At 45.9% G+C, this 22,902-nt stretch carries 19 protein-coding genes and 1 pseudogene; 15 read left to right on the plus strand and 5 right to left on the minus strand.

The genetic code is table 11. The features are described from left to right. The 11 genes and pseudogenes from QUB26_RS14690 to QUB26_RS14740 form a co-directional block, all read left to right on the plus strand. Window positions 1–335, plus strand: a 335-nt coding sequence (locus tag QUB26_RS14690) for a hypothetical protein (RefSeq protein ID WP_333254310.1), incomplete at its 5' end; no start/stop codon positions are given. Then, window positions 313–3,708, plus strand: a complete 3,396-nt coding sequence (locus tag QUB26_RS14695; protein ID WP_333254312.1) for a S8 family serine peptidase — start codon at window positions 313–315, stop codon at window positions 3,706–3,708. The genes QUB26_RS14690 and QUB26_RS14695, both read left to right, overlap by 23 nt. 345 nt (window positions 3,709–4,053) lie before the next feature. Beyond that, window positions 4,054–5,115, plus strand: a complete 1,062-nt coding sequence (locus QUB26_RS14700) for a calcium-binding protein (protein ID WP_333244026.1) — start codon at window positions 4,054–4,056, stop codon at window positions 5,113–5,115. Window positions 5,116–6,193: 1,078 nt separating this feature from the next. Next, window positions 6,194–6,862: a cytochrome b6 gene (petB, locus tag QUB26_RS14705; RefSeq protein ID WP_172190423.1), complete on the plus strand. Its 669-nt coding sequence runs from the start codon at window positions 6,194–6,196 to the stop codon at window positions 6,860–6,862. A gap of 555 nt (window positions 6,863–7,417) precedes the next feature. Beyond that, window positions 7,418–7,900 carry a cytochrome b6-f complex subunit IV gene (petD, locus tag QUB26_RS14710; RefSeq protein ID WP_333205287.1) on the plus strand — a complete coding sequence of 161 codons (483 nt, stop codon included), beginning with the start codon at window positions 7,418–7,420 and terminating at the stop codon, window positions 7,898–7,900. 1,045 nt (window positions 7,901–8,945) lie between these two features. Further along, window positions 8,946–10,307, plus strand: a complete 1,362-nt coding sequence (locus QUB26_RS14715; RefSeq protein ID WP_333318577.1) for a cytochrome 450 — start codon at window positions 8,946–8,948, stop codon at window positions 10,305–10,307. 273 nt (window positions 10,308–10,580) lie between these two features. Next, complete coding sequence (locus QUB26_RS14720; RefSeq protein ID WP_333318579.1) at window positions 10,581–11,126, plus strand: hypothetical protein; 546 nt, start codon at window positions 10,581–10,583, stop codon at window positions 11,124–11,126. A 115-nt stretch (window positions 11,127–11,241) separates the two neighbouring features. Next, complete coding sequence (gene mtnA, locus QUB26_RS14725; protein WP_333244016.1) at window positions 11,242–12,303, plus strand: S-methyl-5-thioribose-1-phosphate isomerase; 1,062 nt, start codon at window positions 11,242–11,244, stop codon at window positions 12,301–12,303. Window positions 12,304–12,307: 4 nt separating this feature from the next. After that, window positions 12,308–12,829: a type IV pilin-like G/H family protein gene (locus QUB26_RS14730; RefSeq protein WP_333318581.1), complete on the plus strand. Its 522-nt coding sequence runs from the start codon at window positions 12,308–12,310 to the stop codon at window positions 12,827–12,829. Window positions 12,830–12,832: 3 nt separating this feature from the next. Continuing rightward, window positions 12,833–13,687, plus strand: a complete 855-nt coding sequence (locus tag QUB26_RS14735) for a rhodanese-like domain-containing protein (RefSeq protein WP_333244010.1) — start codon at window positions 12,833–12,835, stop codon at window positions 13,685–13,687. Between the two features lie 297 nt (window positions 13,688–13,984). After that, window positions 13,985–15,024: pseudogene (locus QUB26_RS14740) on the plus strand (ISAs1 family transposase). Between the two features lie 80 nt (window positions 15,025–15,104). Here the strand turns inward: QUB26_RS14740 and QUB26_RS14745 are convergent. Beyond that, complete coding sequence (locus QUB26_RS14745; protein ID WP_333244007.1) at window positions 15,105–16,067, minus strand: glycosyltransferase family 2 protein; 963 nt, start codon at window positions 16,065–16,067, stop codon at window positions 15,105–15,107. A gap of 285 nt (window positions 16,068–16,352) precedes the next feature. Here QUB26_RS14745 and QUB26_RS14750 point away from each other — a divergent pair, with 285 nt between their 5' ends. Then, the gene (locus QUB26_RS14750) at window positions 16,353–16,976 is read left to right on the plus strand and encodes a TenA family protein (protein ID WP_333244001.1); all 624 of its coding nucleotides are present in this window, start codon (window positions 16,353–16,355) and stop codon (window positions 16,974–16,976) included. Between the two features lie 38 nt (window positions 16,977–17,014). Here the strand turns inward: QUB26_RS14750 and QUB26_RS14755 are convergent, their stop codons facing one another. Both QUB26_RS14755 and QUB26_RS14760 read right to left on the minus strand, forming a co-directional pair. Next, complete coding sequence (locus QUB26_RS14755) at window positions 17,015–17,170, minus strand: hypothetical protein (protein ID WP_333318583.1); 156 nt, start codon at window positions 17,168–17,170, stop codon at window positions 17,015–17,017. Window positions 17,171–17,685: 515 nt separating this feature from the next. Further along, entirely contained in the window at window positions 17,686–18,978 is a 1,293-nt protein-coding gene (locus QUB26_RS14760; RefSeq protein ID WP_333243997.1) for a pentapeptide repeat-containing protein, read from the minus strand. Between the two features lie 119 nt (window positions 18,979–19,097). On the opposite strand from QUB26_RS14760, the gene QUB26_RS14765 reads away from it, so the two are divergent. Next, window positions 19,098–19,553, plus strand: a complete 456-nt coding sequence (locus QUB26_RS14765) for an aspartyl protease (RefSeq protein ID WP_333318585.1) — start codon at window positions 19,098–19,100, stop codon at window positions 19,551–19,553. A gap of 462 nt (window positions 19,554–20,015) precedes the next feature. On the opposite strand, the gene QUB26_RS14770 is transcribed toward QUB26_RS14765, so the two are convergent. Both QUB26_RS14770 and QUB26_RS14775 read right to left on the minus strand, forming a co-directional pair. Beyond that, on the minus strand, window positions 20,016–20,528 hold the full coding sequence (locus QUB26_RS14770; RefSeq protein WP_333318587.1) for a DUF1648 domain-containing protein: 513 nt from the start codon (window positions 20,526–20,528) through the stop codon (window positions 20,016–20,018). A 20-nt stretch (window positions 20,529–20,548) separates the two neighbouring features. Beyond that, window positions 20,549–21,772 (minus strand): RNA-guided endonuclease TnpB family protein, encoded by a 1,224-nt coding sequence (locus QUB26_RS14775; RefSeq protein ID WP_333318589.1) that lies wholly within the window; start codon window positions 21,770–21,772, stop codon window positions 20,549–20,551. Window positions 21,773–22,014: 242 nt separating this feature from the next. On the opposite strand from QUB26_RS14775, the gene def reads away from it, so the two are divergent. Then, on the plus strand, window positions 22,015–22,575 hold the full coding sequence (gene def, locus QUB26_RS14780; RefSeq protein ID WP_333057458.1) for a peptide deformylase: 561 nt from the start codon (window positions 22,015–22,017) through the stop codon (window positions 22,573–22,575). Then, entirely contained in the window at window positions 22,575–22,775 is a 201-nt protein-coding gene (locus QUB26_RS14785) for a hypothetical protein (RefSeq protein WP_199292547.1), read from the plus strand. The genes def and QUB26_RS14785 overlap by 1 nt, the downstream gene beginning before the upstream one ends. The last annotated feature ends 127 nt before the right edge of the window (window positions 22,776–22,902 follow it).

Consider the following 22,902-nt stretch of genomic DNA (forward strand, 5'->3'; position numbering starts at 1 on the left):
CCAACACCAACACCGACGCCAACCTCGCCAACACCAACACCGACGCCAACCTCGCCAACACCAACACCGACGCCAACCTCGCCAACACCAACACCGACGCCAACACCAACGCCAACAATTACACCGACGCCAACACCGACGCCAACACCACCAATTACACCAACACCAACACCGACGCCAACACCACCAATTACACCAACACCAACATCGCCAATTACACCGACACCAACACCAACGCCTACAGTTTTTCCGCCGACACCAACACCAACGCTTACAGTTTTGCCGCCGACACCAACACCAGTGCAAATCATCATGCCGCCGGCGATACCTGCTGATAATTTAGTCAGAAAAATCACTGTAGGTTCCAGTACCGGAAGCTATAAGGATGCTATCAGCAGCAGCAAGATTGATGATTACTACAAATTCAGTTTAGGTGCTAGGAATGACTTCAACTTGTCGCTGAGCGGACTGAATGCAGATGCTAAAGTTGAGTTGCTCGACAGTGGCGGAAATACGATCGCCACTTCCAACAATTTGGGCACCGCATCCGAGTCAATCAACCGCACTTTAGAACACGGTACTTATTACGTCCGAGTCTCCTTAGCCAACGGTGGAGAAACTCCTTACAATCTCGATCTCTCTGCTAAACCCCGTCTTCCAGGCATCACCACTACAGGTTCAGATGACCGAGTTTACAAAGCTGGAGAGTTGATATCAGTTATAGACGGAACATTCGCCCCCGCCACTGACATATCTGCCCCGCTGATTAACATCGATGATTTCCGCGCAGCACCGCGTTTTGCCGGAATAGACGGCAATGGTTTTGCAACAGTAATTTTGGATACTGGCATCGATCTAGACGACCCATTTTTTGGTTCTGATAGTGATTCAGACGGCATTGCCGATCGCATTGTCTACAATTACGATTACGCCTATGGCGATGACGAAGCTGACGACGTTGACGGACACGGTTCAAACGTCTCTAGTATTGCTACTTCCCAAAATGGAGTCCACACAGGGATGGCACCCCGTGCTAACATCATTCATCTCAAAGTTTTGGATGATACGGGCAGCGGCACTTTCGCGAATATAGAACAAGCTTTGCAGTGGGTGGTAGAAAATGCAGCGGCGTACAATATCGCCAGTGTGAATATGTCACTCAGTGATGGCCGCAATTACAACAGCCTCCAAACGAGGGGCATTAGCGATGAACTAGCAGAGTTAGCAGCACGGAATGTAATTGTTGTTTCCGCATCGGGGAACGATTTCGGGCCATTGGGCTATAACAGCGTTCAGGGTGTTGGCTACCCCGCAGCCGATCCTAACTCACTCTCAATTGGTGCGGTGTACGATGCGAACCGGGGTTATCGGACACACGGATCTGGCGCGATCGCCTATACCACCGATGCTGATCGCATTACACCATATTCTCAGCGCCACTCCACTTTAACAACCGTTTTTGCTCCCGGTACTTTAATTACCGGTGCTGGCCCGGACGCCCCTTTGACTAGCTATTCCGGTACCAGTCAAGCTGCACCTCATGTTGCTGGAATAGCAGTGTTAGCGCAACAGTTAGCCCAGCGAGATTTGGGCCGCCGGCTGACACCAACTGAGTTTGTGAATTTCTTGCTGTCAAGCGGCGTCACGATTAATGACGGCGACGACGAAGACGATAACGTGATCAATACTGGCTTAAACTTCAAGCGCGTTGATATGCTGGCTTTGGCTCAAGGTATTGTCGGCAACAACCCGCCAGTTGTCAATCGTTCTCTGTTTTCTCAAAGTGCAGCGCTAGGTTTTTCTCAAAGCGGTAATGCTTTTAATTTAGCAGCCAATACCTATACTGACCCCGATCCGGGCGACAGCATTAATTATTCGATCGCCCTGGCAAATTCTAGCGCTTTAAGTTCATCTGCATTTACCTGGAGAACCGATCGCAATGGCGGTTCCTACCGCCAACCAATTGCCGGTTCAACTTTCCCGGAAATTCCTTTACCTTCCTGGCTAACTTTTAATTCGGCAACTCGCACGATTAATTTAGGCCCAACTCGTCCAAGATCGTTCAATTATTGGCTGAAATTAACTGGAACTGATGAATCTGGCGCGAGTGTTAGCGAGGTAATTCGGTTCAAGAGTGGTGGCCTCGGCGGTTTTGTGATTGACGGTTATATTGCTGGTGCTACGGTCTTTTTCGATGCCAACAAAAACGGTGTCCTCGATGCTAGCGAACCTTCTGCCACTACTGCGGATAACGGGGAATTCGATCTCGATCTCGACTCCACCATTTTTGACAAAAATCAAAATGGCGAACTCGATCCAGAGGAAGGCAATATTGTTGCTTTCGGCGGCATTGATACGGCAACTGGTTTGCCTTTGGAAACGCCTGTCACTGCCCCGCCTTACGCTACGGTTGTCACTTTGTTAACCACTTTAGTAGCGGATTTAATTGACAAAGGAATTGACAGCGATCGCGCCGAATCTCTCGTCAAATCTTCTCTTTCTATTCCCGCTAATGTTGACATAACGGGTTTAGATCCGATCGCAGCTACCGAAAACGCGATCGCGGGTGGGGTAGAAACTTTGACTGCAATGGTCAAGGTACAAAACGTCATTACCCAAACTGCTGCTTTAATAGACGGTGGGTCGATTCTGGACAATACCGACAGCGTAAAAGCAGTTGTAAGTGCGATCGTTCAACAAATTCAATCGGGGACAACTTTCAATCTCAGCGATCCCAACCAGTTAGCAACAATTGTCGATCGCGCCGCCACCGCAGCCCAACAATTTGACTCGGATTTAAACACTCAGCAATTGTTGCAAATTGCCCCGGATGCAGCTAAGGTAATGGCCGCAGCAAATCAGCGCGTTGACCAAGTTGTATCCAGCACAGCAACAGCTTCAGTTAACCGGGAAGTTGCCCGCGTCCAAAAAGTAGCCCTAGGTGAAACCTCTAAAGACTTAAAAGCAGTCGGTACAGGTACGAAATCGATCGCCCAAGTTGTTGCCGAAAATACTGGTACTGCCTTAGATACCAAAATTCAACAAACGACATTGCCCGATACACCTGCCGTTGCGGTGATTCAAGGAGAAATAGATGCGATCGCAGCTAACTCCAATCTCATCGGCACTGACGGCGACGACAGCCTCGACGGCGACAGTGGCAGCGATACAATGGCCGGCAAACGCGGCAATGATACTCTCAGCGGTTTGGGTGGCAACGACTGGATACAGGGCAATCAAGGCAATGATTCTCTCGACGGTAGCGACGGCGATGACACTGTTTACGGCGGCAAAGAAAGCGATATTTTGTTCGGCAGTAATGGGGAAGATATCCTATTTGGAAATCGCGGTCAAGATAGCTTGAGTGGAGGTGAAGGCAATGACAGTCTTTACGGCGGTCAAGCTAACGATATTCTGCTGGGCGGTAACGGATCCGACTTTCTCAGCGGTGACAACGGGGATGACAGCTTGATAGGAGGAAATGGGAGCGATCGCTTCTTAATTTCAGCCAATTCTGGCAGCGATATCATTTTCGATTTTGAAGCCGGTATCGACTTCCTCGCACTTGCCGACAATTTAACCTTCTCGCAACTTTCTATTGTCCCTAGCAACAGTGCAATTTTAATCACCTTGACAGCAACTGGCGAAATTTTAGCTGCTATCAATGGCGTGACAGCTAACCAAATTACCATCGCCGATTTCACTTAAAACATTAGGGACACAGGCAAATCCTGTGTCCCTAAAATTCCTTTTCTAGTAAGCTTTTCTCCATTTAAATTGTGTGTCAAAAACCACTCAAATTATTGTGGGATGGGCTTCTAGCCCGTCCCGAATATGCAATTTAAACGCGCAACAGCTTAAGACTTCAGTTTTTTCTTACATATTTGGGTCAATCAAGATTTGCATTCCTTACTACAAAAGGTCAATCAGAACTAAAGTCTTTACAAAATCCAAAATTCAAAATTTGAAATTGCGGGGAGGGTAAAAATCTAAAATCTAAAATCTAAAATTGATTGACTGTAATTGTGAAATAGTTTTCAGGAGGACAAAATTATGGTAGTTATATGCGGTGACAATCTCGATAATTTTCTAGCAGGTGAAATTGGCGATGATTCGCTGTGCGGGCTGGGAGGCAATGATACTCTATTTGGTTTGAATGGTAATGACACTTTAGATGGCGGAGAAGGAAATGATTGTCTCGCAGGTGGAGTCGGTAGCGATCGCCTTTTGGGCTACTCTGGTAACGACAGTCTCAGCGGTGGCGAAGGCAATGACAAAATTGAAGGAGGTGCCGGGAATGATCTTCTTGAGGGTGGCGAAGGCGCGGATTTAATCAGAGGAGAAGACGATAATGATAGTATCTTGGGAGGGTCTGGCAATGACTGTCTTATCGGCGGTCAAGGCAATGATACGGTGCTCGGAGGAGATGGAGACGATCTCTTGTTTGGTAGCTTCAACAACGACTTGTTAATGGGTGGCAAAGATAACGATCTCCTGTTGGGAGACAGTGGGAACGACACTTTAAGAGGTGACTTAGATAATGACTACCTTAACGGCAATTCAGGAGACGATTTGCTTGAGGGAAATGAAGGCAGCGACACCCTGATTGGCGGGCCGGGCAATGACACATTAGTGGGTTACGGCTTTTCCTCAACAGTAGCACAAATTGATTATTTGATCGGGCAAGATGGAGCCGACTTATTTGTTCTCGGTTCGTCAAATGCCAGCCCTTACCTATTCTATAGCGGTGACAATGCCCATGCCGTTATTGAGGATTTTAACCGGGGCGAAGGCGACAAAATTCAAGTCGTTGGGTTCGTACAAGATCGTAATATTCCTCGCTTCTTCTTTTATCGATTTGAATCTTATGATGACGGTATGACACGGGGAACTCGGATATTTGTCGGATCGGATTTAATCGCCGACGTTAAAAATGTTACTGATGTGAATCTCTCAGATTGCGCGAGCGTTTCGACTGGGTTTACACCGCCATCGCGAGACTTTCCATCCTTGCCATCTCTGCCGGGAATTCGCTTTCCGATACCGCCGCGTCCCACTCCTTTCTCGCCCATACTGCCAGTTTTTGTGGAACGTTTGCTTCCTTTTCAATTGTGATAAAACTTACGGATGGGGGCAATCACCGATTTTTTTACGGAAGTAGGCAGGTTGCAGCCAGCAGATTTTGTTAGTAAAGACTGAAGTCCTGACTACAAAACAAGATTCGGTTGGACGATCGAACCTGTTCGGGTTACTCGATCGACCATGAGGGCGTTTGGGGCCAAAAGGTAAAGTTTTACGATCGAGATGAAATTTGGGATCTCCCGGCAAACCTGTTTCCGGCTCGGACTGCTTTCTGTAGCTCAGCCTTCCCCGCATAGTAGCTTGGGCGGATGTTGAGATTCCGAAAAAAGCCTTTTAAGTGTCCAAAAAGCGATCGCCCGCGTGAAAATTGCACGGCAATTATGTTACATTTTTTATCACAGTCTGGAATTCGATCGGGCAACGCCAGCGAGTAGGGACAAGCCACCGCTTAGTTTCCCAGGGCTTGCAGGCGATCGCACAAGAGAGTTCCTTTCGTTAGCTCCAAATTTAACTAATTTGGCGTAAATCCCACGCTGTAATTGTACTCAATTGGGCGTCGGGATATAAGCCAAGCAAGGTCTATGAAAAAGAGCGACAATTTACTGTTTCTCTAGCAAAGAAACGTGTAAGATATAAGTGGTTGCGACCCACCCACTCGACTGCAAACAACAGGCTACAGTAGCAGTAATATGCTTGGCCTTGGACAACTGCGAGAGAAAGGGGGAAAGAACAGACCGCTGGTTGACAAGGTACGCCCTGTTGTGAAATATAATCCATGTTTGTTGTACGAAATAGTTTTTTGCCTTGGGAAACAGGGTTTCTGCGTGGGTTCCCTAGGAAGGGATAAAGGGTGTAAAAGCCCAGAGATGCTGTGTCAGACTCGGATCGTCTTCAGTGACGAATACCCAGTAATGGGATACCCAACAGAGCAACGGCAAACGAGACACGAAGCCCGAACTATAACGGTATTCCGTTTAGTTTGGGTATTTCACAAAATAGCCTCAGGCATTTGCTAGTAAAAGCAAGCTGCTCGGCGCGGGGCGACAAAAAACCTTGTGGCTGCTGCCCTGAACCTCAACCACAGCAATATTCTTTTAGGAATTCTGGCTCCATGTTTTCTAAACAAATCACCGACTCAAAAACCTACCAGTGGTTTGAGGAACGCCTGGAAATTCAGGCGCTCGCCGATGACATCACTACAAAGTATGTACCCCCCCACGTCAATATTTTCTACTGCTTGGGCGGAATTACTTTAGTTTGCTTTCTGATCCAGTTTGCTACTGGCTTCGCCATGACTTTCTATTACCGTCCGACGGTAGCAGAAGCTTTTTCTTCAGTGCAATACCTGATGAATGAAGTCAACTTCGGCTGGCTGATCCGCTCCATCCACCGCTGGTCTGCCAGCATGATGGTACTGATGATGATTTTGCACACCTTCCGGGTTTACCTGACCGGCGGCTTCAAAAAGCCCCGCGAGTTAACCTGGGTGACAGGAGTAATCTTGGCAGTCATCACTGTTTCTTTCGGCGTGACCGGCTATTCGCTGCCTTGGGATCAAATCGGTTACTGGGCGGTTAAAATCGTTTCGGGCGTCCCCGAAGCCATCCCGTTTGTCGGCTCTTTGATGGTTGAACTGCTGCGTGGCGGTGTCAGCGTCGGTCAAGGCACTTTGACTCGCTACTATAGCTTGCACACGTTTGTGTTGCCTTGGCTGATTGTAGTCTTCATGCTGGCTCACTTCTTGATGATTCGCAAGCAAGGTATCTCTGGCCCGTTGTAAATTTTGAGTTGTGGGGGCGGTATTCTTTTGCCCCCCCCACTGAATTGTGAATTGAAAATTCCGAATTCATCACTCATCAAAAAATTGGGCACGAAACCCCGTCCTTCTAGGACGGCTTTGTATTAGCATCTAGATGGTCACTGACCCACTGTCCGTCGATGGATTCAGACAGCTCGGGCGGGCGAAGTCCAGTTTGACTGGCGGCGAAGACAAATCGGTAGACCGGGAAAAGAGGATAGGGCAATGGCAAACATCCCTAGAATCAAAACAATACATAAGAATTCCTTTTGGGGTTTTCGACACATAAGAACCGCAGGGCTTGCGGGGATAGTCTGTGGAGCGAACGTAAGACCAATACTCCTTGAGGGTGGAGGCAGTTGCAAAGAAGCAGAAACCTAAATTGTGAGGTTTAGGAATCACCGCACCTGATAGTCGGTGAGGATGTCAAGATATTTATTTACGGCCAATACTTCCTGCGATCGCCCCGCTGATTGAGACTAACGAATACAGCGGAATGGCAGGCCCGGGTAAAACTAAAAGGAGAACACTCTCACTATGTCTATTATCAAAAAACCAGATTTGAGCGATCCCGCGCTCCGCGCTAAGCTCGCTAAGGGCATGGGTCACAACTATTACGGCGAACCAGCTTGGCCTAATGACTTGCTCTACGTTTTCCCTATAGTCATCATGGGAACGATTTCTCTGTGCGTGGGTTTGGCTGTACTAGACCCGGCTTTGGTTGGCGAACCTGCTAATCCTTTTGCTACTCCGCTGGAAATTCTGCCGGAATGGTATTTGTGGCCTGTGTTCCAACTCCTGCGCGTTTTGCCTAACAAATTGTTGGGTATTGCTTGCATGGCTGGTGTTCCCGTTGGCTTGATTTTGATTCCGTTCATCGAGAGCGTTAACAAGTTTCAAAATCCGTTCCGCCGCCCTGTTGCTACTACTGTTTTCCTCTTGGGAACTGCGTTCACTCTGTGGTTGGGTATTGGTGCTATTTTCCCGATCGACAAATCTTTCACACTGGGTCTTTTCTAAGATTTAAGTTTGCTTGATTTTGACGCCTGCGGGTTTCCTGTAAAGTGCTTTTGTACTGCTGGGAAACTTTAGCGGGCGTCATTCGATTTTAGATTTGAGATTTGAGATTTTAGATTTGGGATTTGAGATTAAAGAATTGAAGAATTTGGGATTGGGGATTTCATTTTATTTTAGATTAAAGATTAAAGAACTGAATAATTGAATAATTGTGGATTGGGAATTTCAATTGATTGAAGAATTGAACCATTTAAGAATTGAAAGATTGGGGCTTGGGAATTTGGGGTTTTTAGCTCTATTATTTAATAATAGTCAGTAATTACAGCATATTCCATGTATATGTAGTACACACAATCTTGTAGTAAGTAAGGTGCGTCGCCACTCGTCAATCTGCAAGTTCTATTTAAAAGGTCGCAGATCCGCACCCTACATAGGATAGCGAATTAAATAACTTACAATTTTAATTGTTATTGTGGGATGGGCGTCCCGCCCGTCCTTTTTGGACGGGCGGGACGCCCATCCCACTTTCAAGAGTGGAAGTTATTTAATTATCATTCCATATTAAAATCACACAACATAAATATAGCGGCTACTGTACTTCATCAACCACCAAATATGCTGTAATTCTCTGAATTTATTCAATTAAATTCAGCAGCATACAGAAGCCTAAAATATTATATCTAAATATATCAGCACAAACAAAACCATAGTATTTTGTAGGGGCGAGTTCCTGTAAATATCTACGGTTAGGTGCGACTCTCAGAGATTGGGGCTAATACTTGAGAAGCTTGAGAGGCAGAAAGTAGATATACTTACCAGAAATTGTTAAAAATTCCACTCAATCTCCGGGACAAGGCTAGATTTGGGCGCAGACATATTCAGTACAACTATATCTATATTGCCACTGCGTTCGCAAATAAACATGGCTAGAGCTATACGTACTGATTTTGGTAATTTTGGGGGGTATTGAATCCCGCTCAATTGCCGCTCAATACCCTCTTGCTGCTAACTGCAAAGCGCGTTATGGCGAGTGATTCTCGGAGGAATTATGATGAACCTAAATTTAGATACTATTTTCTCATCGCTGATGAACCCGGCACTGAATGAGTTTCAGGCTTGGGCTTTGCAAAACCCGGAAGAAAGTCTCAGCAAAACGATGTTACCGCCGATCGCCCTGATTGAGGGTTTGATTGCCAACGAACCCACCTATTTGCCACTAAAACGGCTGGCTTTCGGAGCGAACTTTTGCTGCGCGGGGCAAGTCGTGATGGGAGAGTTTGACACCCTAGAAAAAGCACTCACATCGCCCCAGGCGCGCGGATGGCGGCTTGGTACTTCTGTACTCGATCCCGATCGCGCGCCCAACCAAGATGTCGGCGGCAGAAACCTTTTTCTACTGTCTTTGTCCGATCGCGAAACAGACGGTAGCAGCAACCACGCGGCATTCAGAAGCTGTATGCAGAAATATCTCTTCAACAGTGCGACAACGGATCGCCAAGGAGACGAAATCGCCCGACGGTTACTCGATCGGCTAGCCGCAGATTATGCCGAGATGTCGCACGGTGCGGGGGGAGCGTTTTTTACCGATGTCAAGCGCGGTTGGATGGGATTTTTAGTCCGATACCTGCACTACGTCATCTTTGGGATTAATCCAGACGATTCAGAGTCGATCGAACTTCTCACCGAATTGCATTACACCCGCCAAAGCCCGCTGCACTACTTCGCCGTCATCGGTAGCCTATTGGAAAGCCTGAACCTGTTTGGACACGGTAATTTGTCCACTCTAATCGAGCGTGCAGCGACTATCTATGAAAATTCGCCAGCCTTAGCCAACTTCGAGGAGAGCTCGGAAAACAACGGCATGACTAAGCGGGAATTGGCAAAGCTGATGACATCGATTATGGGGATAGCGGGACTGCAAGGCCCCCTGCACCTAGGCTACACAGCAATGGGATACCGCCCTCTCCCCGCCTATAAAGGACAGCAGACGGCCGAAATTAACCCGACTGATTTTTGGGATCGGCTCGATTTGGACGATCGCCAGTCGATCGAGCTTTTCCTCCTCGAATGCGCCCGCCTCTGGGCCCCCGTCAGCGCCACCCACCGAGTCGCGACAGAGCCCTTCACCGCAACGGTAGCGGGCAAAGAGCGCACCTTCCCCGCCGGAACCAAGGTACTGATACCGCTCAGTTTGGGGCTGCTAGACGAGGGTTTCTGGGGATCTACGGTATACGAATTCAACGCTAAGCGGGAGAATCTGTGCCCTTTTCATATGGGTTTTCATTCCGTGGGCGATCGGAGTGCGGGACGGATTTGCCCAGCTAAAGACATAGCACTCAAGATGCTGGTGGATGTCGTGAGTACGGTAGGCAAAGTGCGACGAGCTTCTGAGCCGAATTTGCGGCGGTAATTAATCCAAAAGCTCGCATCAGATAGCGGTTGAGACTGAGATATTGCACCATTGTCAAGAACAGGCTGTCCGGCCTGTTCCACAAAGAATTAATTGCTTGTGGGGAGTAGGGGTTGGGCAGGAGAACCCGCACATAAAAGCCTTATTGGCAATGATGCAAGATGTGAGTTGAAACCGCACGCCACACAAACGAAGTCCGATCGATCGACTCAGAAATCAAGGGGGTATCTAATACGAAACCAAAACACGACTATTTTGAGGATAAATAATACCATGTTAATCGAACAAAAGCAACTAAAAGACATCGCGAATTGGATGAAAGTAGAACATCCAGCGGAGTTACCTGAAGTCCTGCAAGGTATCTTTTTTATGGACGGGAATGTTTTACCAGACGATTGTCTGACGATGTACAGTTCAGACTGGAATGCTGACGAACGGACGTTATTGCTGCGTGTTTTTGACCCTGTTATCTGGACATTTCATTCATCAATGGCGGGACGGATGTTAATTTATTTAGTTAAATTTTCTCGCTTCAGCTACTTGTTCCGATTCTCTGATGCAACTTTGCAGCACGGACACATTACGCCGATAGTGTTTGGATGGTGTGTACCGCCGTGGCTGGTAGATTTTTTGATCGATCGAGATCCAAACACTCCGAATGGAGATATCTGGCATCGCACAAACTCGTTTTTCGGCAAACCTGCTGAGAGCGGATATATACTTCGCAGGGTTGTAGACAAAGATGGCAATTACACCTCAGCGTTTCCAGATATGCTGTCTAAAGTGGAGAGTGATTGTTTAATCATTACCCAAGAGTGAAAATATTTAGGGAAACTACAAAACCCGCTTAATTAGGCGGGTTTTGTCGATCGAAGTGGCGGAAATAGTCGCCTTCATGGCATCATGAAACTTGTCCCTCACATCATTGAAATAGATGACCCCTCAAAACTCCCCTGTTTCCCCTGTCACCTGGATGGAAGACCGAGTTCTGCTAATTGACCAAAACCGATTGCCGAAAGAATACGGTGTAGTCGAAATTAGCCGCTGCGAAGATATGGCTGAGGCGATTAAAACTATGATAGTCCGAGGAGCTCCGGCGATCGGGGTAGCCGCAGCCTACGGGATGTATTTGGGGGCGCGAGAAATCGAAACGGGCGATCGTACCGAGTTTTTTACTAAACTAGAACAAGTTGGCGAGTTATTGCGATCGACTCGTCCCACTGCGGTTAATTTGTTTTGGGCAATATCGCGAATGCTCAAAACTGCCGAGAGAACTAGCGGTTCCGTCGAACAAGTGCAAAAAACTTTGTTAGAAATGGCCAAAACCATTCAAGCAGAAGACTTGCAAACTTGTAAAGATATCGGCGACAAAGGTTTAGAAGTTCTGCCCGCTACACCCGAAAAATTGAACTTACTAACTCACTGCAATGCCGGTGCATTAGCAACAGCAGGCTACGGTACTGCTTTAGGTGTATTTCGTTCTGCTTGGCGAGAAGGAAGACTTGGAAGAGTTTTTGCAGACGAAACTCGGCCCCGTCTCCAAGGTGCAAAACTGACCACTTGGGAATGCGTGCAAGAAGGAATTCCTGTCACATTAATAGCTGACAATATGGCCGCCCACTGCATGAAACTCGGAATGATTCACGCAGTAGTTGTCGGTGCAGACAGAATCGCGGCTAACGGCGACGCCGCCAATAAAATTGGCACTTACAGTTTAGCAATTGTTGCCAAAGCTCACAATGTCCCGTTTTTTGTCGCCGCGCCTCTATCTACCATAGATTTTGAACTTTCCGACGGCAGCCAAATCCCCATTGAAGAACGCGATCCAGTTGAAATGTATCAAGTTGGAACTACGCGAATTTGTCCTGTGGGAGTTGAATTTTACAATCCCGCTTTTGACGTAACTCCGGCGGAGTTAATATCGGGAATAATCACAGAACACGGTACGGTTGCTCCTGGGGCGTTGAAACAGTTTCAGGCAAAACAATTAGTTTAATTATATGTTTCTCAACTGCTCATTCCACCGGGTATCTGTGAAATTAAGCAGGATTTATAGCAGCCGCAACTGGCAGCTCAAAGTTGCGATCGCAGCTCTAACTCTGCCAGTTGTTTTCAGTCCCGTCTCCGAAGCTCAAGTGTCACAAACGCTTAAAGCTAAGGAATTACAAGCGAAAAACTTTGTGGGTTCGATGAATAAAGCCCAGCAAGTTTACTATGCAGAAAAAGCAGGATTTACAAGTTCTGTTTCCAATCTATTGGTTTATCTCGGTCTCCAAGTTAAACCTAACTCAGCCAATTACAGCTACTCGATCGGTATGGTGAAAAAAGGTGCTGTATTTAACTACGGAGTATCGAAGCAAGCTAATCTCAAAAGTTTTGTGGGGGGAGTGTTTTTGGTGGCAAACAAAACCCAAACAATCTTGTGTATAAATGCTGCTCCTGGCAAGACTAAACCAGCTAATCCAACTAATACTAAAGGGGTTTTAGCCTGCGGTGCTAATACAGCAAAAGTTACTCAATAAATTATGTCTAATTTACTGGGTAATTTAGCAAATAACTGGATAGTAAATGCAGCTTTAGCTAAGCAACTGCTGGAAAAAAAAGCTACTTTACTAGATGCTCGCGCACCCATTTTAAAGTGGTTTTGCCGTCTCCCACCAGCTATTCCCGTAACTTGGCAGGAATTTTCGCGATCGGACTTTCCCCACAAGGGAAAAATTATCGAAAATAACACAGTTTTAACTCAAAAACTGCAAGCAATTGGTATTTGTCAAGACAAACCTGTCATAGTCGTTGCCGATGCGGTGAAAGGGTGGGGCGAAGACGGGCGAATTGTTTGGATGTTGCGGAGTTTGGGACACGAAAAAGCAGTTTTTGTCGATGGAGGATATCGAGCTTTAATGAAAGCTGGAATTAATCGAGTAAAAGCTGCAAACAATCCATCGAAAACAGGAGATTTTGTAATATCTCGTCGCTCGAATTGGGAAATTAAACAGGATGAATTGAAAGCTATTTTAAAAGATGATAATTTAGTTATTATTGACGCCAGAGAGCCGCGAGAATATGCAGGTAAAACGCCTTACGGAGAAAAGCGGGGCGGCCACATTCCCGGTGCGGTTCACCTCTATTACAAACAGTTAATGGACAAACAGGGACAACTGCTGGATCGCGGGGAAATTGTTGCTATTTTGCAGCAGAAAGGAGTTTCACAGTCAACTCAAATTGTGAGTTATTGTAGCGGGGGAATTCGCTCTGCATGGTTGACTTGTGTCTTGACAAATGTGGGATTTAATGCTAAGAATTATGCAGGTTCAATGTGGGAATGGTCGGCTTCGCCAGCAGATAGCTATCCCCTGAAAAAAATTAAAACTAGCAATTAGAAATTAGTCGTAGGGTATGTCAGTCGTAGGGCCCTAGGGTGCGTCAGAAGAGAGTCTCTCAATTATCGATAAAAGCAGGGTAAGCTCATCTAATTTGGTATAAATTGTACTTGACAAAAAGCCGCCAATAGGCTCTATATCTGTGCACCGAACTCAAACCTATAATCAAGTTTGAATCTTAACAAAGTCAATCAAGTTGAAACGGAGTCAAAGACAATGACAAAGGGTTTTGCACCTATATTGAAACTCGCTGTAAAATCTCAAGCCAAAAGAGCAGAAAAACGACATTTAACACCTCTGGGCGACATCCAAGCCAATTTATTGAATTATGTAGCAGAAATCCCGGACCCCAGAGTTCAAAGAACCCAAAAACACTCATTAAAAGATATTTTAGTAATCTCTATTTTAGCAGTCATTGGCGGTGCCGAAGGTTGGGAAGACATGGAAAATTATGGCATCGCTAAACAGTAATGGTTAGAGGAATTTCTCGAATTACCCAATGGTAAGCTGTGGAGTATTTAAACCACTAACGAGGCCAGTAGGGTGCGTCAACCGTAATCAAGGCGTAAAAGCTTTGCATTTGGTCACGGCTTGGGCAAGTGAACAGCGTTTAGTTTTAGGGCAAGTTAAAGTTGAGGATCATTCCAACGAGATTACGGCAATTCCGGCACTCTTAGAGTTATTAGACCTGACCGGGGCTCACGTTAACATTGATGCGATGGGAACTCAAACCGAGATTGTGAAACAAATTCGCCACAAAAAAGCTGATTATATTGTATCTCTTAAAGCTAATCACCCCACTTTACATTCTCAGGTTAAAGAAGGGTTTGATACCAGAAGAGCTAATAAGTTTGAAGGCATTAAAGTTAGTTATAACCAACAGATTGAAAAGGGACACCATCGCACTGAAAAACGTTATGTTTGGGCTGTTCCTTTAGAGGCTTTCGGTGGTCTTTATCAACAAGACCAGTGGTCGGGACTGCAAACCATCGTCATTATTGAAAGAATCCGCCATCTTTGGAACAAAACGACTCATGAAGTCCAATTTTATCTAACTTCTCTGCCTGCGGATGCTCAACTTCTTGGTCGTGCCATTCGTCAACATTGGACTATTGAAAACCAAGTTCATTGCACTTTAGATGTCACGTTCCATGAGGATCAATGTCGGATTCGTTAAGGTTATAGTCAAGAGTAATTTGACCATCTTGAGACGGATGGCACTTAACGCTCTTAATCAGGAGAAAACATTGCCGCGTAGTCTTCGTCAAAAAATCAAACAGGCTTCTATGAATAATGATTATATGATGACTGTTCTCAACTCCTTTTGTCAAGCTTGATTGAGATGCTCTTACCCTGCTTAAATTATCTCATAAATTAGATAATTTAGGCACGATGAGTTAACCGATGTTTGCTAAAATTATTTTGGCGATCGGTGTCGATCGCCAAAACCAGCAACTTCTGCCAGCGTATAAAGCGGGCGGCCCTTCACCTCCTCGTAAATACGCCCTATATACTGACCCAAAATCCCAATACTCACCAACTGCACCGCACCCAAAAAGAAAACAGCCATCATCACAATTGTCAAACCCGTTAAGGCAGAACTTGGATAAAAAAGCCGCCAATACAAAATTAAAAAAGCCATTAACACAGATATAAATGCAGCAAATAACCCCATATAAATCGAAAGTCTGAGGGGAACTTTTGAAAAAGATACTAAACCATTCATCGCCAAACTTAAAGATTTTCTGAAGGTATACTTAACCTCGCCAGCAAAACGCGGATCGCGTTCAAACTTAACCGCCGTTTGTTTAAAACCAATCCAAGCCCGCAGTCCCCGAATGTAACGATTGCGTTCTGGCATGGCGTTGAGTACATCCACCACGCACCTATCCATCAAACAAAAATCTCCGGTATCTATCGGAATATCAACATCAGCAAGATGGCGCAAAATGCGATAATACATATAAGCCGGCAACCGCTTAAACCAACCTTCTTGACGGCGTTGAGTGCGTTGAGCGTAAACAACTTGATAGCCCTGCTGCCACTGTTCTACCATATCTATAATTAGCTCTGGCGGGTCTTGTAAATCGCCGTCCATGATGACTACGACTTGACCGCTAGAAAAGTTTAAACCAGCAGTTACAGCTATTTGATGACCGAAATTACGGGCCAAACTGAGGTAACAAATTCGCGCGTCTTTTTCGTGCAATTCTCGCAAAAGTTCGAGAGAGCGATCGCGACTGCCATCATTGATTAAAATTAATTCTACTGGGCCGTCCATTCGATCCATCACGGCACTAATTCGCCGATACAATTCCGCGAGATTTTCTTCTTCGTTATAGATAGGAATTACCAAGGAATACTTAGGTGTATCGTTCATTGCAGTTTCTGTTTAAAAATCGGCTTTTCAACCGTTAAATCAAAAGTTTCTTTTTACCCAAACACGCGGGCTGCTTCACAAGAGAGGTTCGGCACGTAATTTCGCTCTTTGAGCCAGACAACAGCAGCCCCCAAAATAGCCGCATACCAAAACTTATCTATTTTCTTAAATACGAAAAATAAAAGATACCATAAGAATGACACACGCCAAGCTCAAACATCTGTTATCATAGATGTTTAGTCAGACTATAAAAATTACAATCATAACCCATCGATTCAAAATTGCATGACAAATTCCAATTATCTTTGGCAAGCAAATCAAGACTTAAGCGAAGCTTGTCTGCAACATCCCTTTGTCAGAGGGATTGCTGACGGCAGCCTCCCCCAAAATAGTTTTGCATATTACGTTGCACAAGACGCATTTTTTCTGGGAGCCTTCGCTCGTGCTTATAGTATCGCTGCGGCAAAAGCACCCGACTGGGAGGGGTTTGAAATTCTCCACAATCTCGGTAGTGGCGTTTTAGAAGAACTTCGTTTGCATCAAGGATATGCAGCCAAATGGGGTGTAAACTTGCAAGAGGCAAAACCGGGAATCGCTACCCGCCGCTACACAGATTTTTTATTAGCGACAGCCTGGGGGAGTGGTGTAGGTTTGACAGTAGCCGCCATGACTCCTTGCTTGCGGTTGTATGCTTTTTTGGGACAGCAGCTAGCTAAACCTAATATACCGGAACACGCCTTTAGCGACTGGATTTCCACCTATAGCAGCTCGGATTTTGAGATTTTAGCAAAACGGCTGGAAAGTTTGGTCGATCGCTACGCAGAGGCTGGGCCAGAAGTTGAAGCAACCTATCGCTACGCTATGCTATGCGAAAGAGACTTTTTTCAGGCAGCTTGGGAAATAGAGTAAATTAAGTTTGTGCAAAAAATATGGAAAACTATCTTAAGCTACCTACACGCAGTAAATTTAACAGCCATGTACAGCAGGAATGTAGCCAATACTGTCATAACAGCATATCCCCAACGAGGGTGACTACTCAACACTAAACCGAGTCCGATGGAGAGCGATACAATGCCGTAAGCGTAGCGATGAAGCGATTGCATAACACTGGAGTTGAGCAGTAGCGCTAAAGAGCAAAAGCCGAAATAGACGACTGTAATGCTCAGCCTTTTTCGCCCATACCACAACAAATAGCTACCGCCCAAATCAGAGCAACTTTACTAACAGCTTGCAACCACCAATAATGCAAGCAAAAATGCCCAACTATTAATGAGTATCCCTGCTAATTTTACTTTCATTCCCAGAGTCGTGAAGTCGCCCATCAGCAAAGGAAACAGCGGATAAAAAGCCACAGAATGCTGATGCCCATCATCTGCATAGCTGTAGCCTAAATTAGCGATTTATATGTGCCATTTACCGTCCCATCAGGAAGCATATAGCAGCGACAAAAATTACCCCCTCCCGGCTTTTGGAGCGCTGCCGGCGCGGAATTACTTCTAGCCCTAAATCAGTATTTGTCATGGCTAAAACAGCGCAAGACTGTAGATTTAAAATTAAAGTATAGTCCGCTGCCGAGCGATCGCCAAATATATACGTAAGTACAGCCGTACTGCTAATTTTAACGTCCGAGTTTATTGGGAATCCCTTCGCAGCCACCGGGAATAGTCTCTCTCGACTTCGATCCGCACCAAGCGCAGCAGTAATAGCGCTGCTCGTCCGACAGCCGCTTGACAGCGGTGAAATCAGCACGTTCAACCACAGCGCCGGTATGTTCGCCCGTTTGATAGTTGGGAAATTCGGTACGGCTGCGGGGGGATGCAGTTTGTGCCGAGCCGTAGAATAATGCGGCGGCTCTCATGTCGGCGCGAGCGAGATTGGCGTCGTACAAGACAGCGCGCGAGAGGTTGGCTTTCACTAAATCGCACTTGCTGAGATTGGCGCGGACGAGGTTGGCTTCGCTCAAATCCGTCCACCGCAAATCGGTGCCAGCCAGGTTAGCACCCGCTAACATTACATTGAGGTCGATAACGCGGATACCGTGATCTCTATCTTCAGCGTAGCCGCCGTCGCCGTCAAGGATGGGGCGGCCTAAAAGCCGATCGCGCTTCAGCGGAGTAACCAATCTCGACTGCGACAAAAACCGCAAAATTTTAGCTTTACCTTCAGCATCTACACTGCTCATAATCGCAGCGGTGCGGCCTTCTGCGATCGCCCTTTCCTGCGGCCAGTCCTCCAAAAACCCTTGTTCGTCAAGGGCTAAGTCGGAAACCCCTTGAAAATAAGCATCGATCGTTTGCTGCTGCGTAATTCGATTTTGCTGAATAGTCAAATCTTTCGAGATCACGTACTGCCGCCAAGCCACATAAACGCCCAAAATTGCGATCAAAATTTGGCCCAAAGCGCCGATCAACTCGCCGAGAGCCCCGATTGCCTCCCAGTTGATTTGGATGTTGCGGCTTCCCGGTTCAGTATTAGTACCGCTGAGCATCAGCAAGCCAACAATCCCAGCTAAAAGCCCGAAGCAGGCGACGATCAGCGTGCGCCAAGTCGGCGGAATTACCTGCGCCCAGATTTTGCCCCAACTCGGCCACATCAGCCGCAGCGATATGCCGATCGCACCCACGGCACCAATTAAGCCCAGCCAAATGTTGTCATTGGCGAGCCCAAAAATCATCGCTGCGATCAACCCCAGCGTCAGCACTGACCCCGACTTCTCAGGAGTCGTTTGTTCCTGGTTTGGCTGCAATAAAACCTTGCGGGTTGGAGGCTGCTGCTGCGGTTTTTCCGGTTCAGTAGTAGCGACGATTATCCCTGATTCTGGTGGCACATTAGGGCTCGCACCGTTCTGACTTTCTACAGTCACGTTAGATTCAGGGCGATTGGGTTGAGAAGAGTTTGGTTCTGGTGTCATGCGTTGAGGCAAATTCTAACTGTGGCTGGTCAATAAAACGATTTTAACTAACCAAGCAGGATTCTAGATAATATTACAATATAAATCTCCACTAATTACGCTCAAAGAGGAAACATACTATGGCCCTGGTACTCCCCAATCTGCCAGAAAAACAAAGGGGTCAAGTTGTTACAACAATCGCCGTCACGAATCGCATCGATCTAGTTATGGCTGAACGGGGATTCATTGCTGCTGAGGAAGTTCGCTCTGTTACCCTCGATAACGTTGTTGTCGATACTGGATCAACTCTGCTTTCCTTGCCAGCTCCCATTATTAGCCAACTAGGTTTAAAACAAGTAGGAGAAAGAGAGGTAGAAACATCGGCTGGCATCAAAAAAGGCCGAATTTTTGCAGGTGCTCAAATTATTGTAGAGGGGAGAGAAGGCAGATTTGATTGTTTAGAATTGCCCGAAGGCGTTTCGGCTGTTTTGTTGGGGGTGATTCCAATGGAAGAACTAGGCTTAGAACCAGATTTGAAAAATCGACGGTTGCGAGTATTGCCGATGAACAATCAGCAAACATATCTGATGGGTTAGTTGAGATGCGTTTACCGTAGCACAAACCTCTCGCCTGTGATTCCTATCATGTCCAGTCAATCGATTTTAGATTTTAGATTTTAGATTTTAGATTTTAGAATTGAAGAATTGAAGAATTGAAGAATTGAAGTATCGATTTTAGATTTTAGATTTTAGAATTTAAGAATTGAAGTATTGAAGTATTTACCTACGGATAAATTCGGGGAGGGAAGTTTATCGGCTACAGGTTTTTTATTTCTCCAGGGATGAATCCGGGGGCTTGTATCCTGGATGCTTTCGGTCAATTAGCCACAATCAAAAATGTTTGTATTTAGGACTAAAATTTTGATAAAAAATTGAGTAATAAATTCCTCATTACCAAGTAATTTTCTTTGTTTTTGATATATTAGATATTATTAATATCGGTAAAAAAATGACAAAACAACATGGTTTTTGGGTAAATACAAGTGTTTTGCCCTACATCTAGCGAGCAGAATAAGCCTTGAGCAAATACACGCCTACCGTCGAAAAAATCAAAACAACTAACCCTAAAAATAACTCGATACTAAACCTTTGAGCATTGCCCAAAGCGACAAGAATTTGCTGCCGCACCACAAACGCCAACAGCCAGCAAATCTCCGCCTTCAGCCAAACCAAAAGGCCTCGCGCCAACAGATATTGGCGGTGAGCGTTCTCAGAAGTAATCCGTACCGGATAATTAAAAGTATGCGGATAGCGCGATATTGCAGTTAAAACCGCAAAAATAATGGCAGCCACAGCCGGCACGATCCAAATCGTTACCTTGTCGCCCCAAGCATCAGCCAGCCCCCCCAAGCCGAAATGAATCGGAATTCGATCGGGCAAAACCGCCCAAAACTTGACGATGAGCAAAACAGCCAGCAAAAGCGCGATCGCACCTAAAAGCTCTACCGCCACTACAACAGGCGAAAGTCCCAGAGAAATAACCGGCCGTTGGTTTGGTGCGTTTCCAGTCATGGCTACGTGAACTACCCACACTAAATCGAAACGATTATAGTGTGGGCTTCTAACATCACAGAGGAATGCCTCAGAACAGACTTGCGTCCAATCTTTGGTCTTACTTCCCCTCCGTTAGCAAAAACGGCTGCTCCATCCGTCTGTAATATCCTGATGCCTTCCGCTCTAATGTTTGTTGCGGCGTTACCATCACGGTCATGACGAGTACCGCAATTAGGACAAGTCCACTCCCTAACATCAAGCGGTAACTTATCAATCTGGTAATAGCAATTAGAGCAGAGCTTGGAGCTGGGGAACCAGCGGTCAGTCTCAACCAACTTGCCACCTTTTTTCTCTAGCTTGTAAGCTAGGAAATTGATAAAGATTCCCCATCCCACATCAGATATGGCTTTAGCTAAATTGTGATTGCGTACCATGCCTTTGACATTAAGATTCTCTACTACGACAACTTGGTTTTCATTGACGAGCTTTCGCGAAAGCTTATGTAGAAAATCCTGACGGGATTTAGTTACCCGTTCGTACACTTTAGCTACCGTCTTTTTAGCTTGGTTCCTTGAATTACTTCCTTTCTGTTTTTTAGCTAGCTTTTGTTGCTTGCGTTTGAGGTTTTTCTCGTGTTTGGCTAGATGCTTAGGGCGATCATACTTAGAGACTTTGCAGCCATTGCTCGTAATAGCAAAATGAGTCAATCCCAAGTCAATTCCAATTACTTTGCCGACCGTTGAAACAGTCGGATTGTCGCCTTCACTCTCCGTCAATATTGAGGCAAAGTATTTCCCAGAAGGATTTAAACTAACCGTAACGGTTTTGATTTTTCCTTCTATGTTCCTGTGCAACTTGGCTTTAACTTTGCCGACCTTGCCAGGAAACTGAACAAACCCATCAAGTACCTTGACATTTTGAGGATACTGAATCGATTGCTTATCATGCTTTGACTTGTAGCGCGGGAACCTACCACGACCTGCAAAAAAGTTTTTATAGGCGGTTGTGAGGTGGAGCGTTGTTGCTTGCAAAACTTGGCTGTAACATTCAGACAACCAAAGTGTTTCTTCGGCTTTCTTGAGTTTTGGTAAAAAGGCATTGAGTGCTGACTGACCAAGGCTTTTACCCGTTTCTTTATAAGTCTCAATTGACTTATTTAGACCATAGTTCCACCACCATCTGGCACAGCCAAAGTGCTGAGACAGTAGAGCTTGTTGCTCTAATGTTGGATAAAGTCGAACCTTGATGGCAGTATGCAGCATCTCATTACCTCCTTACTGTATTATACACATTCCAGTAAAATATCTACAAAAATAAAGATTTGGAGATTTCCGTACCTACAATCTCCCTGCCTTTCATCCCGCCCCTAAACTGGGTAAAGTTATAGCGGGGGACTTCCCAGCAAGGAGTTAAAATTAGATTAATATTGAAAATAATAGTATTGGTTCCAATTTCATTCCCCAACAGCTTTCGTTGGGGGTTTCCAAACATCCCGCGAGGTTCTATGACGGTTCAGGTCTTGATTGAAAAGAAAAAGTTAGAAAAACCACCCCTAACAATACACACATTAGGCGATCGCGTCCTGCGGCAGCCAGCCAAGCGCGTCAAAAGCGTCGATGCAGAAATTCGGCAGCTAGTCCGAGAAATGCTGCAAACCATGTACAGTGCGGATGGTATCGGTTTGGCCGCCCCCCAAGTCGGAGTCCACAAACAAGTAATCGTGCTCGACTGCGACCCGGAAAACCCTGCCACACCCCCAATGGTTTTGATCAACCCCACCATCAAAAGTAGCAGCGGCGATATCTGCATCTTGCAAGAAGGGTGTTTGAGCATTCCGGGAGTTTATTTAGAAGTCAAACGCCCAGAAGTCATTGAAGTCTCCTACCGCGACGAATACGGCCGCCCACAAACCCTGATAGCAACAGACTTACTGTCGAGGGCAATTCAGCACGAAATGGATCACCTCAACGGAGTGCTGTTTGTAGACAGAGTAGAAAACAAGCTGGCACTGAATGAAGCATTAGTCAAGCAGAAATTTTCGCCAAAGGCAGTAAAATCAGTATGATGGCAGGAACTCCGAAAAGTGGTTTACTATTAGCTCTTTCGTGCATCACTGCGATCGCGGCAGTCGGCTCAATTTTTGAGCTCTCATCGGGAGAAGCTCAGCTTGGCAATTTAGTCACGGGCATCATCCTCGCCCTGAGCGTACCGCTAACTGGCATATTTTTCTATGCAGCCGTTCAGGATGCCAGGGCAAATCTCTAAGCAGAGTTATTAGTCATTAGTCATTAGTCAGCAGTTATTAGTAATTAGTAATTAGTAATTAGTCAGCAGCTAACAACCAATAACTGTGGAATAAAGACTGCTCAAAAATAACATCAGCTAACAGCTC

The sequence above is a fragment of the Microcoleus sp. B4-C1 genome, from assembly GCF_036705285.1.
Classification (GTDB): Bacteria; Cyanobacteriota; Cyanobacteriia; order Cyanobacteriales; family Microcoleaceae; genus Microcoleus.

Coding starts and splice junctions, on each gene's coding strand:
- QUB26_RS14730 (WP_333318581.1), top strand. CDS start 12,308: ATGTTTCTCAACTGCTCATTCCACCGGGTATCTGTGAAATTAAGCAGG.
- QUB26_RS14770 (WP_333318587.1), bottom strand. CDS start 20,528: ATGACTGGAAACGCACCAAACCAACGGCCGGTTATTTCTCTGGGACTT.
- petD (WP_333205287.1), top strand. CDS start 7,418: ATGTCTATTATCAAAAAACCAGATTTGAGCGATCCCGCGCTCCGCGCT.
- def (WP_333057458.1), top strand. CDS start 22,015: ATGACGGTTCAGGTCTTGATTGAAAAGAAAAAGTTAGAAAAACCACCC.
- QUB26_RS14745 (WP_333244007.1), bottom strand. CDS start 16,067: ATGAACGATACACCTAAGTATTCCTTGGTAATTCCTATCTATAACGAA.
- QUB26_RS14715 (WP_333318577.1), top strand. CDS start 8,946: ATGATGAACCTAAATTTAGATACTATTTTCTCATCGCTGATGAACCCG.
- QUB26_RS14785 (WP_199292547.1), top strand. CDS start 22,575: ATGGCAGGAACTCCGAAAAGTGGTTTACTATTAGCTCTTTCGTGCATC.
- QUB26_RS14695 (WP_333254312.1), top strand. CDS start 313: ATGCCGCCGGCGATACCTGCTGATAATTTAGTCAGAAAAATCACTGTA.
- QUB26_RS14765 (WP_333318585.1), top strand. CDS start 19,098: ATGGCCCTGGTACTCCCCAATCTGCCAGAAAAACAAAGGGGTCAAGTT.
- QUB26_RS14700 (WP_333244026.1), top strand. CDS start 4,054: ATGGTAGTTATATGCGGTGACAATCTCGATAATTTTCTAGCAGGTGAA.
- QUB26_RS14720 (WP_333318579.1), top strand. CDS start 10,581: ATGTTAATCGAACAAAAGCAACTAAAAGACATCGCGAATTGGATGAAA.
- mtnA (WP_333244016.1), top strand. CDS start 11,242: ATGACCCCTCAAAACTCCCCTGTTTCCCCTGTCACCTGGATGGAAGAC.
- petB (WP_172190423.1), top strand. CDS start 6,194: ATGTTTTCTAAACAAATCACCGACTCAAAAACCTACCAGTGGTTTGAG.
- QUB26_RS14755 (WP_333318583.1), bottom strand. CDS start 17,170: ATGCAATCGCTTCATCGCTACGCTTACGGCATTGTATCGCTCTCCATC.
- QUB26_RS14775 (WP_333318589.1), bottom strand. CDS start 21,772: ATGCTGCATACTGCCATCAAGGTTCGACTTTATCCAACATTAGAGCAA.
- QUB26_RS14760 (WP_333243997.1), bottom strand. CDS start 18,978: ATGACACCAGAACCAAACTCTTCTCAACCCAATCGCCCTGAATCTAAC.
- QUB26_RS14735 (WP_333244010.1), top strand. CDS start 12,833: ATGTCTAATTTACTGGGTAATTTAGCAAATAACTGGATAGTAAATGCA.
- QUB26_RS14750 (WP_333244001.1), top strand. CDS start 16,353: ATGACAAATTCCAATTATCTTTGGCAAGCAAATCAAGACTTAAGCGAA.